Annotated in this window: 14 protein-coding genes; 6 read left to right on the forward strand and 8 right to left on the reverse strand. The window is 32.1% G+C overall.

The window, feature by feature from the left end; genetic code table 11:
* Positions 1–4 precede the first annotated feature (4 nt).
* Both NG655_RS06195 and NG655_RS06200 read right to left on the reverse strand, forming a co-directional pair.
* The gene (locus tag NG655_RS06195; protein WP_252158466.1) at positions 5–1111 is read right to left on the reverse strand and encodes an aminotransferase class I/II-fold pyridoxal phosphate-dependent enzyme; all 1107 of its coding nucleotides are present in this window, start codon (positions 1109–1111) and stop codon (positions 5–7) included.
* Between the two features lie 310 nt (positions 1112–1421).
* Positions 1422–3041, reverse strand: a complete 1620-nt coding sequence (locus NG655_RS06200; protein ID WP_252158467.1) for a GMC family oxidoreductase — start codon at positions 3039–3041, stop codon at positions 1422–1424.
* A gap of 250 nt (positions 3042–3291) precedes the next feature.
* Here NG655_RS06200 and NG655_RS06205 point away from each other — a divergent pair, with 250 nt between their 5' ends.
* On the forward strand, positions 3292–4035 hold the full coding sequence (locus NG655_RS06205; RefSeq protein ID WP_252158468.1) for an ion transporter: 744 nt from the start codon (positions 3292–3294) through the stop codon (positions 4033–4035).
* Positions 4036–4071: 36 nt separating this feature from the next.
* Here NG655_RS06205 and NG655_RS06210 read toward each other — a convergent pair whose 3' ends face one another.
* Positions 4072–5328 carry a cation:proton antiporter gene (locus NG655_RS06210; RefSeq protein ID WP_252158469.1) on the reverse strand — a complete coding sequence of 419 codons (1257 nt, stop codon included), beginning with the start codon at positions 5326–5328 and terminating at the stop codon, positions 4072–4074.
* Between the two features lie 192 nt (positions 5329–5520).
* Between NG655_RS06210 and NG655_RS06215 the strand changes: the two genes are divergently transcribed.
* The gene (locus NG655_RS06215; protein WP_252158470.1) at positions 5521–6795 is read left to right on the forward strand and encodes an Nramp family divalent metal transporter; all 1275 of its coding nucleotides are present in this window, start codon (positions 5521–5523) and stop codon (positions 6793–6795) included.
* Positions 6796–6867: 72 nt separating this feature from the next.
* On the opposite strand, the gene NG655_RS06220 is transcribed toward NG655_RS06215, so the two are convergent.
* A complete protein-coding gene (locus NG655_RS06220; protein ID WP_252158471.1) occupies positions 6868–7284 on the reverse strand; it encodes an acyl-CoA thioesterase in 417 nt (138 codons plus the stop codon).
* A gap of 258 nt (positions 7285–7542) precedes the next feature.
* On the opposite strand from NG655_RS06220, the gene NG655_RS06225 reads away from it, so the two are divergent.
* Positions 7543–9354 carry an acyl-CoA dehydrogenase gene (locus NG655_RS06225; protein WP_252158472.1) on the forward strand — a complete coding sequence of 604 codons (1812 nt, stop codon included), beginning with the start codon at positions 7543–7545 and terminating at the stop codon, positions 9352–9354.
* 33 nt (positions 9355–9387) lie between these two features.
* Here NG655_RS06225 and NG655_RS06230 read toward each other — a convergent pair whose 3' ends face one another.
* Together NG655_RS06230 and NG655_RS06235 are read right to left on the reverse strand one after the other, a co-directional pair.
* Positions 9388–9825 carry a winged helix-turn-helix transcriptional regulator gene (locus tag NG655_RS06230; protein ID WP_252158473.1) on the reverse strand — a complete coding sequence of 146 codons (438 nt, stop codon included), beginning with the start codon at positions 9823–9825 and terminating at the stop codon, positions 9388–9390.
* Between the two features lie 126 nt (positions 9826–9951).
* Positions 9952–11382: a CotH kinase family protein gene (locus NG655_RS06235; protein WP_252158474.1), complete on the reverse strand. Its 1431-nt coding sequence runs from the start codon at positions 11380–11382 to the stop codon at positions 9952–9954.
* Positions 11383–11567: 185 nt separating this feature from the next.
* Between NG655_RS06235 and NG655_RS06240 the strand changes: the two genes are divergently transcribed.
* From NG655_RS06240 to NG655_RS06250, 3 genes are all read left to right on the forward strand, one after another.
* A complete protein-coding gene (locus tag NG655_RS06240) occupies positions 11568–13436 on the forward strand; it encodes an ABC-F family ATP-binding cassette domain-containing protein (RefSeq protein WP_252158475.1) in 1869 nt (622 codons plus the stop codon).
* 65 nt (positions 13437–13501) lie between these two features.
* A complete protein-coding gene (locus NG655_RS06245) occupies positions 13502–15847 on the forward strand; it encodes a zinc-dependent metalloprotease (protein ID WP_252158476.1) in 2346 nt (781 codons plus the stop codon).
* Between the two features lie 91 nt (positions 15848–15938).
* Complete coding sequence (locus NG655_RS06250) at positions 15939–16358, forward strand: tellurite resistance TerB family protein (protein WP_252158477.1); 420 nt, start codon at positions 15939–15941, stop codon at positions 16356–16358.
* 9 nt (positions 16359–16367) lie between these two features.
* Here the strand turns inward: NG655_RS06250 and NG655_RS06255 are convergent, their stop codons facing one another.
* Positions 16368–16811 carry a DUF6174 domain-containing protein gene (locus tag NG655_RS06255; RefSeq protein ID WP_252158478.1) on the reverse strand — a complete coding sequence of 148 codons (444 nt, stop codon included), beginning with the start codon at positions 16809–16811 and terminating at the stop codon, positions 16368–16370.
* Entirely contained in the window at positions 16804–17673 is an 870-nt protein-coding gene (locus NG655_RS06260; RefSeq protein ID WP_252158479.1) for a DMT family transporter, read from the reverse strand. The genes NG655_RS06255 and NG655_RS06260 overlap by 8 nt, the downstream gene beginning before the upstream one ends.
* Positions 17674–17685: the final 12 nt, after the last annotated feature.

Raw genomic sequence — 17685 nt, forward strand, 5'->3', positions numbered from 1 at the left:
TTCATCAATAGGTATTTAAATACTGATTAAACTCATCAAGGATTTTGGGGAAATTATCTCTGCCAAACCCAATTCTAATATACTTACCCTGATACCCAAACATTTCAGAAGGAACCGACATAATACCTGTTTCAGACACCAGTTTATCACTAAATTCTAGAGATGATGATTCTATATGTAATTTAACAAATGCAGTAGAACCAGCCTTAGGAGGAACAAATGAAAGCAGCTGTTGATTTGATGCAAAACGTTCAAAAAAAGATAAGTTTCTTTTTATTTTTTCCAAATTTGGAACTAAAAATGCATCGAGATTATTTAAAGCAATAAGCGACAATACTTCACTTGGGGCACTGCTACAGATACTCAAGTAATCCTTAAAAGCAATCACCTTTTTTAAAAACGCTTTATCCTTTGAAACTAACCAACCAGTTCGCAAACCGGCCAACCCAAATGTTTTTGAGGTTCCCCACAAACTAATTCCTTTTTCATAAACATCAGCAATTGGTGGAAGTTCATTAATGTTTCCAATAACTAGTTTATGATACATTTCATCAGAAAAAATATAAATATCGTGTTTTCTTGCAATCGCAACTACAGCATCAAACTGTTTATAATTTAAATAAGCTCCAGTTGGGTTATGAGGGAAATTAAGAACTATTAATTTGGTGTTTTTCTGAATGAGTTGCTCTAAATCCTTAGAATTAAATTCCCAATCTTCTGAGTTTGGAGTCCAATACGACACTGTACAACCAATTGACTTTACCACCTCGGAAAGCGATTGATAACAAGGAGAAACAGTTATAACGTGGTCTTTTGAATCCAAAATCACATTCATACTTGCAAAATTTAATTCTCCAGGTGACGCAATTACAATGTTTTCAATTGAATCTACTTTGTAATATTGTAAAATAGCTTCTCGAAGCATTGGGCTTCCTTCACTTTCGGTATACCCGAGGGTGAGGTTTTCCCATAACTGAATTTCCTCTTTAGAAGCATGATCCAAGACATAACTTAATTCATAACCATCACAATCTGAACTAGACAATAGGTACTTTGCAGTAAATTCATGTTTCCCAAAATATCGTTCTAGTTTAAAATCGTTTATTTTCATGATCAAGAGCTAAATCTACATAAACACACATTTAAATTACTGAAAAAGAATACATTAAATGATTAATTAAAATATCTTTTTCAAAGATACAAAACCTTGGTTTACCTCAATATCATTTAGAACATAACTAAAATTGCTATTGTTGATGTAAGAAGTAATACTGTACTTATTATAATTCTAGAATATATAATTTCTAAGTATACATAAGAACTTAGAGATATAGAAAAGCAATCACCAACACAATAATCTCCAAACAGAAAAGGTAGAGAATAAAATTCACTACAAATTCAAAAAAGGTTTACAAGACTTTTTATATATTATTTAGAATCATATCCGCTGCTTTTTCAGCAATCATATAAACTGGAGCATTAGTGTTACCAGAAACTATTTTAGGCATTATAGAAGCATCAACAACTCGTAAGTTTTTTATTCCATGAACTTTTAAGGCTGGATCTACAACTGCCATTTCATCAATACCCATTTTACAAGTTCCAACAGGATGATACACTGTTTCTAGTGTTTTCTTAATGTGTTCAATTAGATTTTTATCTGAAGAACGATCTATTGGTAACCCATTTTGCTTAGTAAACTTCTGCAAAGGTTCTTGCTCCATTATTTTAAAAACCATTTTCCCTCCTTTTACCAAATAATCTAAATCTTCTTTTTCACTTAAAAAATTGGGTTGTATTATTGGAGGAGCTTTTGGGTCTTTAGAAGATAGACTTACAGTACCTCTACTTTTAGGGTGAAGTAATGTAGGGAAAATAGTAAAACCATCTTCTCTTGGAAATGTACTCAAATCATAAGCATCATATCCGTATTTGTTTCCAAGCCACATGGGTGAAAAATGCAATTGAAAATTTACATCCTCTCCTTTTTGATTGACATCAAAAAAGGCCATTCCTTCAAGTGGGCTGGTAGAAAAAACTCCCTTTTTATGTACAAAATAATCCCAAGCTCCACGAATTTGATTAATTAAACTAGCTTTATGATTAACTCCTTCTTGTATTGTAGATTCGTTACAAATAGGAAAAAACAAATGATCTTGAAGATTTTTACCAACCCCTTTTAACTCCTTTTTACATTCAATTCCATGTAATTGTAGTTCTTTTGAATCTCCAATTCCCGATAACATTAGTAACTGTGGAGATTGAAATGAACCTGCAGAAAGAAGTACTTCCTTATTTGCTAAAACTTGATTTGTTTTACTTCCCTTAGTGTATTGAACTCCTATTGCAGTATTATCTTCAATAATAATTTTTTCAACATGTGCCCGAGTAAAAGCTGTGAGGTTTGGGCGATCTAAAATTGGAGTTAAAAAAGCAGTTGCTCCGCTTATTCTTTTACCCTCTTTAATCGTACTCTGAACTACACTAGCTCCGACCTGGCTTTCACCATTATAATCGTTTGTTTTTGGAATTCCAACAGACTCACAAGCAGCAATAAAGCCTGAAACAAAAGGAGATCTAAACTTAAGAGGAATGGTAACATTTAATTCACCCGAAGCACTATGATATTTTGAATTCAACGAGTCGATTTGAGCATGGTTTTCCGAACGCTTAAAGTAGGGTAAGACTTCATTAAAACTCCACCCAGAATTCCCGAGCGCAGACCATCCATCATAGTCAGATGCATTACCACGAACATATGCCATTGCATTTGTAGAACTACTTCCTCCGAGTGTTTTTCCCCTTGGCAAATAGATCTTTCTATCTAAAACTTCAGCTTGTTTCTCTGACCAAAAACCCCAATCATCTTTACTCTTATGAATCTTTAAATAAGCTCCAGGGATTTGAATATTTAAATTAGAATCGGGACCTCCAGCTTCTAATAGAAGAATAGTATTACTTGGGTTTTCTGACAAACGATTTGCTAAAACACAACCTGCAGAACCCGCACCTATTATAATATAATCAAACGATTTGTTCATTGCCAAGAATACCTTTTTTATATTCCTATTTCTAAATTTACTGTTTTATTTTTAATTCCTAGCTGTTAGGTGTTTTATAAAATAATATTCCCAAATAAAACATCTAATAAGAATAGACAGTCTAATTTGAAAGAATCAAAGAATCTTGTTTTTAAATTATTTAGTAAATTTGAGACAGATTTACTTACTAATTTATGAGAATCAATTTTAATTTAAGAAAAATTGATTAAAAACCATCCTATTAACTCTTATGAAAACATTCAAATTAATTGATCGATTTATATACCTATTAATCATTGTAAACGTAATTGCAATGGTATTAGAGTCTCATCTTAGTTTAAGAACTGCATATGATTCTTATTTCTATATTTTTGAATTAATATCGATACTTATTTTTTCTGCAGAATATATTTACCGAATTGTAAACGCTTATAAATTAGACGGAACTAAGGGTGTATATGCTTACGTTTTCAGCCTTTTTGGAATTATTGATTTGATTTCAATTCTACCATTCTACTTAAGTCAATTCATCAAACTAGATGGTCGTTTTTTAAGAATTCTCAGGTTATTTAGATTGACTCGAATCTTTAAACTTGGAAGAAATAGTAATTCATTAAAAGTATTTACAAAATCTTTAGCGGGAGTAAAAGCAGAGTTAATTTTTACACTGTTTTTATCTGTATTGACTATTTTGTTTTCTGCATCTGCGATATATTATTTAGAAAATGAAGCGCAGCCTGATAAGTTTTCTAGTATAACAGAATCCATTTGGTGGGCAACTGTTTCGCTTGCTACAGTTGGTTATGGTGATGTTTATCCTGTTACTGTAGGAGGTAAAATTTTTGCAACCTTAATATCATTAGTTGGAATTGGAATAGTAGCTATTCCAACAGGAGTTATAAGTGCTTCTTTCGTAGAGGAAATTAGAATTGAAAAAGAAAATAAAGCCAAAAAGAAGGCTAAAAAGAAAGAGAAAAAAGCTCTCAATGATTAATTAATCACCAAGAACTTTTTGTCTAATTTTTAATAACTATTTTACTATTTTTTTGAGCGTCAGTCCTTGTCCAAGGATAGTAAAGAGCACTACCGCATAAGTCAAGAAAAGTATAAGCGATTTCCCATCTCCAAGTGAAGCGGGTAAATTTAAAGCTAAAGCTATACTCAATCCTCCACGAAGCCCTCCCCAGGTTATAATCAAAGCTGTTTTCTCTTCAAATACTTTCTTAATCGAAAGTATTTTAATTGGAATAAGCACCCCAATTCCTCTAGACACAACAACAAGAACGATGACAATAAGAGATAAAATAAGATAGTTGAATTGAAAGTTTTGAAACAAGGTCAAAATTTCTAACCCAATCAGAATGAATAAAATTGCGTTTAGCGTTTCGTCTAATAAATGCCAAAACTTATATACATAAGCTCCCATTGAAGATTCTTCTTCAGAAGATTCAATATTTTTATTTAAAAATAATCCTAAGATTACTACACCAATTGGTCCAGAAAGATGAAAACGATCTGCAATTACCGATACAATAAGGACCAAAGAAAGTGTTATTAGAACCTCTAATTCAACAAATTCATTTTCAATATATCGAAGGAGTTTCAAACCTAAGAAACCAACAAGTGCTCCTAAAGCAAGACCTCCAACGACCTCGGTTACAAATAAAGACCCAATGCTTTGAGCCGTTACTTGCTCTATGCCTTCAGTCTTAATATTGAGTAAAGTCAAAAACAATACAACTCCGATACCATCATTAAAAAGTGATTCTCCTGCAATTCTAGTTTCAGTAGCTGGAGATAGGTTCATTTTTTTTACCATTGCCAAGACCGCAATAGGATCTGTTGGCGCAATTAGAGCTCCAAAAAGCAAACAATCAATTAAAGTCAGTCCCAATCCAGATAAACCTAGGAATGACTGTTGGGTTAACCAATACGTACCGTACCCAACCGCAAAAGTTGAAAACAAGACTCCGAAGGTTGCTAAAAATAAAATGGTAACCTTATCTTTAAGCAATTCCTTTAGATTAATTGTTATGGCTCCAGCAAAGAGTAAAAAGGGAAGCATTACTTTTATCAAAAGTGTGCTAAAATCAAAACGTTGAGTTAAAGAAGTAACTGCATCTAAAAAAGACGGAACTATAAGCCCAGTTACCAAAACACAAACAGACAACATAATTGCCAAAACCATCAACCCAATGGTTTGAGGTAATTTTAATATTCTTAAATTTATTATTGAAAATACAGATGCTAGAAGAAGTAATACTGTAGATATTTCTAAAACGTTCATAAAATAGTTTTTCTGAGTTAAATAATTATTAATGGCATAAGAGTAAAAATAAGAATAATTTAAAAAACAACCTTTTAAATTGCTTTAGTAATTTTAAATCAATTGAAGCAAAAAATTGTTTTGTTCTAATCATTATATCAAAATAATTGATAGATTTATTAATTAATATAATTCTGAAACTAAATCTTAAAAATGGAAAACGAATCAAAAAATAATTCATTATTTAAAAAATTACTCTTATTAATTCTTGGTTTTGGACCCGGTATTTTTGCAATAGGTTATACCATTGGAACTGGTAGCGTTACCTCTATGATTGTTGCCGGAAGCACCTATGGAATGCAACTACTTTGGGTTCTTTTATTGAGTTGTGTGTTTTCTGGAATACTCATGCATGCCTATGGTAACTACGCTTTAATTACCGGTAAAACTGCACTTTATAGTTTCAAAAATTATATTAAAGGTGGAAAAGTTATAGCTATTTTAATCATTGTTGGAATTACTTTTGGCCAATGGAATTCACTTATAGGAATTTTAGGAATATCTTCTAATATTATTTTTGAAATTTTAGCAGTATACTTTCCTAGTTTAATTGCAGACCGTTACTCCACAGTTATAATAATTTCTGTTCTTGTTATTGCAATAATGTACAGTTTATTAATGGTTGGGAAATATACCTTCTTCGAAAAGATATTAGTCATATTTGTTACTATAATGGCTTTTTCTTTCATCTTTTCATTGTTTTTTATTCAACCGCTTCCATTGGAGGTAATTGAAGGTCTAATTCCGTCAATACCTCAAGTAGAGGGTGGTAAAATGATGGTAGCTGCTTTTGTTGGGACAACAATGGCTGCTGCTACTTTTTTGTCAAGACCTTTATTTGTTAAAGGAAAAGGATGGAATGAAAATAACCTCAAAACACAAAAAAACGATGCTATTGTAGCAGCTTCCTTAGTATTTATTATTAGCGGAACCATAATGGCAGTTGCTTGTGGGGCATTATATCACGCAGATAAACCAGTAACTGCAGTAATCGACATGGTGGGTGTACTCGAACCTGTAGCAGGTAAATTTGCATTTACACTGTTTTTCTTCGGTACTTTAAGTGCTGGGCTTTCTTCTATATTCCCTTGTTTACTCATTGCTCCCCTTTTATTGAGTGATTATCAATCAGGAGAATTAGACACAAGTTCTAAGCAATTTAAAGTTATTACTGGTATAGCAAGTATTTTGGCACTTACAGTTCCAATAATTGGAGCAAATGCTATTGAAATTCAAATATTATCTCAGGTTTTTAACGTATTTGTACTTCCATTGGTAATTGTAGGAATAATCCTTCTAATTAACAACAAAAAGCTAATGAAAGAGTACAAACCTGGTTTGATAGTAAATATAGGATTAAGTGCTGCGTTACTGTTTGCCTGCATTATATCTTTCAATGGAATTGTAGCCCTGACTGAATATTTTTAAGCTAAAAATATATTTACTATTCTGTAATCTTTACTGATTCTAATATGGAGACTAGAGGGCTCCAAATCCTTGTTAAAATAAAATTAAAACCTCTTTAATTTTATTTGGAATAGCAATTGGTTTTTCATTTTCCCGATTAACAAACACTTGAATAAAGGTTGCACTTGCAGATGCTTCCTCATCCCCTTTCTTAAATAGAGCCAACCCATAGGTAACCGAAGTGGTCCCTATTTTATTAATTCTAAGTCCTATCTCAATTTGATCTGGAAAAGAAATACCATTATGATAGGTACAATCAGAATGAACTATGTAGGCTATTACAGGATCACTTTTAATATTCAAACCGCAATTATTGATCAGAAAATGATTAATTGTAGTATCAAAATAGGAGTAATAAGTAACGTTATTAACATGGCCATAAGCATCATTATCCATCCATCGTGTTGTAATAGAGTTGAAGTGTTTATAATTAGTTTTATTTTCTTTCATCCAAAAAGTTTAAAAAATGTTTTTTCAAACAAAGTTTATTGTTAATAACAATATCGTTAATATAAAACACTTAATATGTTTTAAAATAATTTTATATTAGAATAATAATGGGAATTACCGCTTGACCAAAAACAAAAAACTTTATTCAGATTTTAAACCCATTTAAAAAAACACTAAAGTATAATAATTAAAAAAAACTGATAAGTTTGAATCCTGTCGCTAAAATTATCTGTAAATTTTAAAAAAATTTAATAATTGATGAAAAAGTACGTAGATATGGACACATTAAAGTTTATGCTTTATGATGTTCATCAACTAGAAGAGTTATTAGAAAGAGACCGTTTTGAAGACCACGATAAAGAGTCTCTTGATCTTTTTTTAGAATCAACAAAAGACTTTGGAGATAAAGAATTATTTCCATTTGTAAAAGAAATGGATGAAAAACCAGCCTATTACAAAGACGGAAAAGTTTATGTACACGATCAAGTTAAAACCATGATGTATAAAGGTGGTGATCTTGGAATTATATCTGCCTCTTTCAATTATGAAGACGGAGGTATGCAAATCCCATTTCTAGCGCATACTGCTGCCACTTATATTTTGGATGCTGCAAATAACCATTTACCGGGTTATGCTGGATTAACTCAGGGTGCTGCAGAATTAATTATTCATTTTGCAAATAAAGAACTAAACCAAACCTATGTTCCAAACATGTTATCCGGAAAATGGGGAGGCACAATGTGCCTGACAGAACCACAAGCTGGAAGTTCTTTATCAGATATTGTTACAAAAGCAAAACCAACTTCAGAAGGTTATTATAAAATAACAGGCCAAAAAATATTTATTTCAGGAGGTGACAATCAATTTGCTGATAATATTGTTCATTTAGTACTAGCTCGTGTAGAAGGTGCTCCAAGTGGTACAAAAGGAATTTCTCTTTTTATTGTACCCAAAAACAGACCAAACGATTCAGGGTCCTTAACACCTAATGATGTAACAACCGTTGCTGATTTTCAAAAAATGGGTCAAAAAGGATACTGTACTACCCACCTTGGGTTTGGAGATAAAGATGATTGTAGAGGATGGTTAGTTGGAAATGAAACTCAAGGGTTAAATTATATGTTCTTAATGATGAATGCAGCTAGAATTGGTGTTGGAAGAGCTGCATCTGCAATTGCTTCTGCGGGATATTATGCATCATTACAATACGCAAATGAACGTCCTCAAGGCAGAAAACTTTCTAGCGATGGCAAAAAGAATCCAAACGAAAGTCAGAGTCTAATTATTGAACATCCAGATGTAAGAAGGATGCTACTCCTACAAAAAGCAGTAGTTGAAGGATCAATGAGTTTAATTCTTCGAGCAGCTAAATATTATGACATTGAAGTAACAGCAACATCTGAAGAAGAAAAAAACAAATACAACACCTTATTAGAAATGATAATACCTGTTGTAAAAACCTATCCTTCAGAAGCTGGGAGTTATGCAGTAAATAATGGTCTACAAGTTTTGGGAGGTTATGGTTTCTGTTCAGACTTTATTCTTCAACAATATTACAGAGACATTAGAATTTCTGCAATCTACGAAGGAACTACAGGGATTCAATCACAAGACTTACTGGGTAGAAAAATTACAATGGGCAATGGATCTGGATTAGCTTTTTTATCTGCAGAAATATTACAAACAATAGAAGCTTCTAAAGAGCATAAATCTCTTATACCTTTTGCTGAAGAATTGGCAGAAAAATTAAAACTGACTCAAAAAATACTTGAAAAACTGATGCCTCATGCTCTAAGTGGTGATTATGAAAGATATCTGGCCGATGCGAGTATATTTATGGAGTTTTTTAGTTTAATATTAATTGGATGGACTTGGCTAGAAATTGCTACCGAGGCGGAAGAGAATTTAAATAAAACTGACTCTCCTTATTCTGATGAGTTTTATATCGGAAAAATTGAAACAATGAAATATTTCTTTGGATATGAACTACCCAAAACATTAGGTCATGCCTCAATACTTATGAACGATAGCACCGTAACAATAAAAAAAGAAAAAGAGTATATAAATTAACGCTCCGCTAATGAAATTTAAACTGAAGTATTTTTAAACCTCAAATTTTAAAAATAAATCTTTTCTATTTGCTTTATAGTCATCAATTGAAGAGGAAATAACTTTTTCACCACTTAAAGATTTATTTTCTTCAAACCAATCATTAGCAATAGTATTGAATTCTACATTTAAATTATTCTTACTCCACATAGACATTTCATAAATTATCGGATAGAGATTAATTCCGATGTCTGTTAAGTAATAGTACTTCGTTTTTTTGTTATTGTGAGCGTATGCAAAATCAATAATTCCTTTTTCACTTAAAGATTTAAGACGGTCGGACAATATATTAGTTGCTATTTTTTCAGGAGACCCCATAAATTCCTTGAAGGTACTCTTATTAGAAAATAGATCTCTAATTATAAGTAAGGACCACTTATCACCCACTAAATCTAATATGTTTGAAATAGGACAACCTGATCTGTATTCCATAATTTAAATGTATTGATTATACGGTTAATCAAAAAGTGATGCAAACATAATAAATTAAACCACTAAAATGCAACTAAAAATAAATTATTATTTTAAACAACTGTAAAACAGCAACTTGATTCGAAGTTAATAGGTACTGATTTTACCATCCATCCAACTCAATCGATCTTCTAAATAAGCGATAAGTTCACTAATAGAAGTGTTATAATCTACTTGAATACCAGACCATTTTTCATAATTCCTATCTATTGCACCATTTGAATTTAAATAATTTGAGGTATCTGAAACTAAATTCAAAATATTAGAATTACTGAGGGTGTTATTTCTTAATTCATTCCAACGTACTCTAAGAGCAGTTTTAAAAACCGGATCTTCTAATAAACGAGTCCACCAAAAAGGAACCATCCATGCATCTTGTGAAACATACTGATTATAATTTGCAATCCAATCGGTAGTAGGAACACGATCTTGTCGGTTATATCCAATATTTAAATCCCATACTGGCCCCATTTTCAATAAACCAGATTTGTCTTTGTGCATGTAGGTGCTTAGTCGGTAAGCGTCAATGTTACCGGTTAATTCATTTAAAATAAAATAATCTACAAAACTGCTTAGATCGATGTAATCGGTATAGGTTCTCTCTGAAGTAGAAAAATCATCCGTTAATAAAGCAGTCTCGAAATCTCGAATATAAGTTTGAATATAATTTTTTTGTTGTGGAGTAATATCCTCTGCTTTTGGGTGCTCGTAAAGAAAATAAGTTTCTAGATATTGTTGCGAATGATAGGGTGGACCAAAAGGTTCGTTACTCAAAATATTTCCGAAAATATCATATTGAGATCTAAAACTTAAAAATTCAGAATATCGAGCATCATCTGCCCAATTATCTTCGTAATATTCTAAAGGCTCATTTGCAGCAACATCTCCCCCGGATGTTTTATCTATTTTCAAAATATAGCCTCCTGTTAAATTTTCCCCATCATTTTCAGAGGGCTTCAATTTATTTACATCTATCCTGTTAGAGTCGCGTTTTAATTTTTCCATAAAAACATAAACTCCTTGGTAACTGTCGTTAATTTCTAACTCAACGTACTTACTTCTACTAGCATAATTACCCATGGATCTGTATAACTTATACCCCAAATAATGATGCATCAATGTGGGATCAAATATTCTATTGTCCGAGGCGCGATATACATGTCCCATAAAAATCCAATCTTCTTCCTCTGGGAATCCTAGTACCTCTGAATCATAGCCTTCATTTGCAGCATCCCATAGCTCAATTCCAAATGACTTTTTGTCTGACAAACGATACGATGTTGAACCTCGATACTCTATACCTATTGTTGATGAAAAAACATTGGAGTCTTCTAGATATATATTCATAACTGCCGGAATTTTAGGCTCGTTCTGAATGGGCTCCTCTGTTGAAACTTGAATGTAAGGCAAAACACTTGATCCGATTGAAACATCGAAAATTGAGTCATCATCGATAGGAGTTTTTTTGCAAGAAAAAAGGGCTAAGGAAATAACAGCTAAAAAAAGATAGTTCTTCATAGTGATGGGAATCGAAATTATACTTTAAAAATAAGGAGATTATTATAATGTATCCTTTCAAAGATAGGAAATGTATTTTATGAAATTAAAATCTAGCTGATTTCTATAAATTATTATTTTAAAATACAGAAACAACCAAATAATGAATGTGTATTTTTGTAATCTGAAAAAAGAAATACTACCCTATGAATTTACTCTCAATTGAAGGCATATCAAAGTCATATGGCGAAAAAGTTATTTTTAAGCCTATTTCATTTGGGATAAATAAAGGTCAAAAAATTGCTCTTATTGCTAAAAATGGAAGTGGAAAAACATCCATTCTCAATATTATTGCCGGAGAAGATACTCCAAACGAAGGAAGTGTTATTTATAGAAAAGGAACACGAGTAGCCTATCTTGCACAAGAACCAAATCTAGACCCTAAACTTACTGTGGAAGAGTCTATTCTTCAGGCTGACAACCCAACGATAAAAATTATTTCTGATTATGAGAGAGCTTTAGAAAATCCAGAAGATCAGGAAGCTTATCAAAAAGCATTTGAAGCTATGGATCAAAATCAGGCATGGGATTTTGAAAATCAATACAAACAAATTTTATCTAAACTAAAACTTAATGACTTAAATGCTGTTGTAGGAAGTTTATCTGGGGGACAAAAAAAGAGAATTGCATTGTGTAATGCTCTTCTCAAACAACCTGAACTAATAATCCTTGACGAACCTACAAACCATTTAGATCTAGAAATGATCGAGTGGTTGGAAGCGTATTTTGCGAAAGAAAAACTAACCTTATTAATGGTTACTCATGACCGTTATTTCTTAGAACGGGTTTGTAATGAAATAATTGAATTGGATGAGGGTGATTTATATTCCTACAAAGGAAATTATTCTTATTATCTCGAAAAAAGAGAAGCACGACTTATTCAAGAAAGTGTAGAAGCTCATAAAACCAAGTTACATTTTAAAAAAGAGCTGGATTGGATGCGACGACAACCCAAGGCCCGTACCACAAAATCTAAGTCTAGAATTGAAGATTTTAAAATAATAAAAGAAAAAGCTAGTCAACGTAGAAATGAGCATCAGGTCCAGTTAGAAATTAACATGGAACGTTTGGGGAGTAAAATGATCGAGATGCATAAAGTCCAAAAAGCATTTGGAGAAAAAATTATTTTAGATCAATTTGATTATATGTTCCAGAGAAATGATCGTATTGGTATTATTGGTAAAAATGGTACTGGAAAATCTACTTTCTTAAATCTACTAACCTCAAACGATACTCCAGACGCAGGAAAAATTGTATGGGGTGAAACTTTGAAATTTGGGTACTACACCCAAAACGGAATTAAAGCCAAAGAAGGTCAAAAGGTGATCGATGTAATCAAAGAATTTGGTGATTTTATCCCGCTAAAAAAAGGGAGAAAAATATCCGCTCAACAGCTATTAGAACGATTTCTTTTCGACAGAAAAAAACAATATGATTTTGTAGAGAAACTAAGTGGTGGAGAACGTAAACGTTTATACCTATGTACTGTTTTAATTCAGAATCCAAATTTTTTAATATTAGACGAACCTACCAACGATTTAGATATTGTTACTTTAAACGTTCTTGAAAGTTTTCTTCTAGATTTTCCTGGATGTCTTCTTGTTGTTTCTCACGATCGTTATTTTATGGATAAAATAGTAGATCATTTGTTTGTTTTTCAGGGAGCAGGTGTAATCGAAGATTTTCCTGGAAATTATTCTGACTATCGCGTGTATGAAGATTCTAAAACTGAAGAAAGAAACAACAGCAATACCAACGAAAAGAAAATAAAAAAAGAGTGGAAAGAAACACCAAAAAAAACCGCTTTATCTTTTGAAGAACAAAAAGAGTTCAAAAAACTTGAAAGAGAGATAGAAAAGTCTGAAAAACTAAAAGAAGAAATTCAAAACAGATTTTCGACAGAATCATTAACTCCCAAAGAAATCGAAGAGCTTTCTATTCAACTTGGCAAGCTAGAACAAGAACTTGACGAGAAAACAACACGTTGGTTTGAGTTATCAGCCCTTCAAGGATAATATTTCTAAAAGCTTCATTTTATCATTTAGAATTGTTTTTTTGTAGATTTACTAAAAACTATTCTATGAAATTTCATTTACTGTTCTTAAGTGTATTATTATCTTTTGGAATACAAGCCCAAAAAAAAAATACATCCAAAAAAGTTACACAAAGTATTGACTCTTTAACCAAAAAAATGACCCAAAATAAAGGGTTAATTACTACCTATTTAGATGAGGACAATAAATTATATTTTGAAATAGATCGTAACTTACTCGATAAAGACTTACTCGTAGTTACAAGAATTGCACAAATTCCAGCAAACTATTCAGCCTATACGAATGCCGGTTCTAAAACCGCTCAACAAGTAATTCGCTTCACAAAAAAGGGCAAGAAAATTATATGGAAACAAATATCATTCAGCAACATTGCATCCCCGGAAGATCCAATTAGTTTGAGTGTAGATGAAAATAATTTTCAACCCATATTAGCAGCTTTTGAAATTAAAAATAAAGAATCAGATCGATTTTTAATCGATGTAAGTTCTCATTTTTTAAGTGATTCACCTGGTTTTAATATCATCCAAAAATCACAAAAGACAAACTATAAAATAGGAAGTGCAGATAAAAAAAGAAGTCTAATCGATAGTGCTCGAAGTTTCCCTAAAAACACTGAAATTCTTCACACATTAACCTTTAGCGCTTCTAAAGCTCCTCGATCTAATAGGAGTCAAACATTTAGCTTCCAAATAAATCATTCTTTCATAGAGCTTCCTGAAGATCAAATGAAAATTCGTTTTAAAGACCACCGGGTAGGATGGTTTTCTATAAAAAAAGTTGATTACAGCTCAGACGCACTTAAAGCAGATGAAATTGAAATTGTAAGAAAATGGCGCCTTGAACCTAAAGACCCTGAAGCTTATATGCGAGGGGAATTAGTAGAACCTATTAAACCAATAGTATATTACCTTGACCCAGCGACCCCTATCAAATGGCGTCCTTATTTCAAACAAGGAATTGAAGATTGGAACATCGCTTTTGAAAAAGCGGGTTTTAAAAATGCAATAATTGCAAAAGATCCCCCTACTAAGGAAGAAGACCCTGACTTTAGTCCAGAGGACATTCGATATTCTACCGTTCGATATGTAGCATCTAAAACAAGAAATGCGGTGGGCCCAAGTGTTTCAGACCCACGAACAGGAGAGATAATTGAAAGCGATATTATTTGGTATCACAACCACCTAAGAAGCTATAGAAATAGGTATCTACTAGAAACTGCTGCTGCAAACCCTAAAGCTAGAACCCTAAATACTCCAGAAAAGGAAATTGGAGAAATGATGCGTCGTGTAATTTCACATGAAATTGGTCATGCCCTCGGCTTACCTCATAATATGAAAGCTAGTTCTGCTTATGCTGTAGATTCTTTAAGATCAGGAAAGTTTACTCAAAAAATGGGTATTGCTACTACAATAATGGATTATGCTCGCTACAACTATGTAGCACAACCAGGGGATAAAAACATCAGGTTTGTGAGACAACTAGGGCCTTATGATGATTATGCAATTGAATGGGGTTACCGTTATTTTGGTTCCAAAACTATTGAAGAAGAAACAAATGAATTGAAACGTTTTGTTGATTCCAAATCTTTAGATCCAATCTATATGTTTGGAGGCAGAGGAAATGATCCTAATTCTCAAACTGAGAACATTGGAAACAATCCTGTAAAAGCAAGTAATTACGGAATAAAAAACCTAAAGATAGTTGCTGAGAATCTCCCTGAATGGACTTTATCAAACAACTCTAATTATGATGATTTAGAAGAGCTATATGGGGAAATGATCAGTGTATACAGACGATACATTTATCACGTGCATACGGTTGTTGGTGGAGTTAACGAAACTCTTCATAACAACAATCAAAAAGAAGTTTACACTTACATAAACACCCCTAGAGCAGAACAACTTAGAGCCTTAAAATTTATAAATCAAGAATTATGGGATACTCCCTATTGGTTAATGGAGGAGTCTTTGATTTCTAATTTTAAAAATGAGGGGAGTCTACAACTTATTCAAAACTTACAACGTTCCGCCCTAAACAGGTTTTTATCTGAAAAGCTCTTAAACCGTATGTTGTCTACTTCTGAAACTCTCGTTGGAACCTCACTAGGAGTGAATGAATTAATTGAAATACTTTATAATAACATATTTGAAACAAGAGATAAACCTGACACCTTTGAACGAGCGCTTCAACTTAACTTCATTGATCGATTAAAAGAACTGAAGAAAGATGAAAAATTAAACCCGGAAATAAAAGCACTCCTGGAAATGGTTCAAAGAGACATAAACAAATGGGCTAAAAAGAAAAGAAACAATTCGAACAAAAACTTGCAAGCTCATTTCAGATACTGCTTCAAACAAAGCTCTGAAAATTAAGAGCGATTATTTCTAAATAAAATCAAAAAAAGAATAGCCTGGCTATAGGAAAGAGCTAGGCTATTTTTTATATTTGATCAAAATTTAAACTATGTCAATATCTGATATTTATTCTTCCGGATTTAAAAAAAGAAATCGTGATCATTTCGCGGCAATTGTACAAATAGCTCAAGCTGATGGAACCGTTACTGATGAGGAACAAAAATTCCTAGATCGTATGGCAATTAATCTTGAGATTGAAGATGAAGAATATCAGAAAATTCTTTCGAATTCAAGCAATTATAATGTAAACCCTCCAGCAAACGAAGAAAGAAGATTGGAACGTTTATTTGATCTTACTCGAATTATCTATGCAGATCATATTGCGGATGATAATGAAAAAGAACTTTTAAACCGTCTAGTTATTGGACTTGGGTTTACTGAAAATTCCAATGAAGTTGTTACAAAAGCATTGAACTTTGTCTCAGAAGGAAAAGACGAAGATGAATTTATTGCAGCTTTCAAAAAGTAAATTATTCATCTAGTTTGGACTAAAATCAGTAAAGTAATACTGAATTTCTTCGTCTGCTATATTGAGGCTAAAGTCAAAATAAAAGTCGCTTACAAAACCATATTCTAGATCATAGGTAACTCTGTAAATTTCTGGGTTACGTTCTAACCCATTTGTTATAAAGTCAAAACGATCCTCAATTCTCAACATGGAGGAATCTGTAGAAGGATCATAGGGTATCCCGTTAACTGAAATTATTTGATTTTCAAATACAATGACTTCCTTTGGGAGGGTATATTCCTCACTACAAAAACAACTTATTCGCTGTGTAAAAGAATAAGAATTAATTCCTTTAGATTCCCAAATTTCTTTTTGTTTAGCAAGTTTAAATTCATCTGAATATTCTACTGAACTTTTAGAACAAGAATTAAAAGATAACAATATAAAAGATATAACTGCAATACGACTAGTCATTTTGATTTGGTTTATTTTTAGTTCGAACACTTTCAACAACTACTGAAAAAAGAATTATGGCACCTCCAATATAAACATTTTTAGAAGGAATTTCACTTAAAAAAATAAAAGCCAAAATGATTCCAAAAATCGGTTGTAAACTACTAATTATACTCGCTGTACTAACCTCAAAATTCATTAAACTTTTTACAAATAATGTATGACCGATAGCAGTAGTAACAATAGCTAATAATAGTAACAGGGGCAATTGAGATGAAATTGGAGATAAATCCAGATAAAATAAAAATGGAATCAAAAGCACAGATACGATCAGCATCTGGTGAAACATTATAACGGTTCCACTATAATTTTTTACATGACGTTTTAAAATTAAAGTCCTTAATGCATATAATAAAGCAGAAAAAACACCTACTAAAACCCCTTTAAATTGATCATTCTTTAAATCAAACTCTGGAACTAAGATATAAACTCCAACTAAAATCATTAGAGTCAAAACAACCTGGATATAACTTAGTTTAGATTTAATATAAAAAGGCTCTAACAAAGCTGTTATGACAGGGAAAGTATACAATGACAAAACCCCTAATGCCACGTTAGAAAGTTTTAATGAATAAAAGTAGGTGACCCAATGACCTGCCATAAAAACTCCACTTAAAAATAGAGAAGGAAGGTCTTTCTTTGAAAGTATCTTAAGGTTTAAATTTTTAAAACGACAATAAAAATAAAGTGTAATTAAAGCTAAAAACGCACGAAACCAAATAATAACAGGAGGATCAAGAGCAATATACCTTCCAAGTACACCCGATGTACTAATTAAAAGTGTAGCCAGTATAAGCTCTAAAAAATGATTCTTGTCATTCAAATTAAAAACATA

The sequence above is a fragment of the Candidatus Arcticimaribacter forsetii genome, assembly GCF_910589745.1.
In the GTDB taxonomy this organism is placed as follows: domain Bacteria; phylum Bacteroidota; class Bacteroidia; order Flavobacteriales; family Flavobacteriaceae; genus Arcticimaribacter; species Arcticimaribacter forsetii.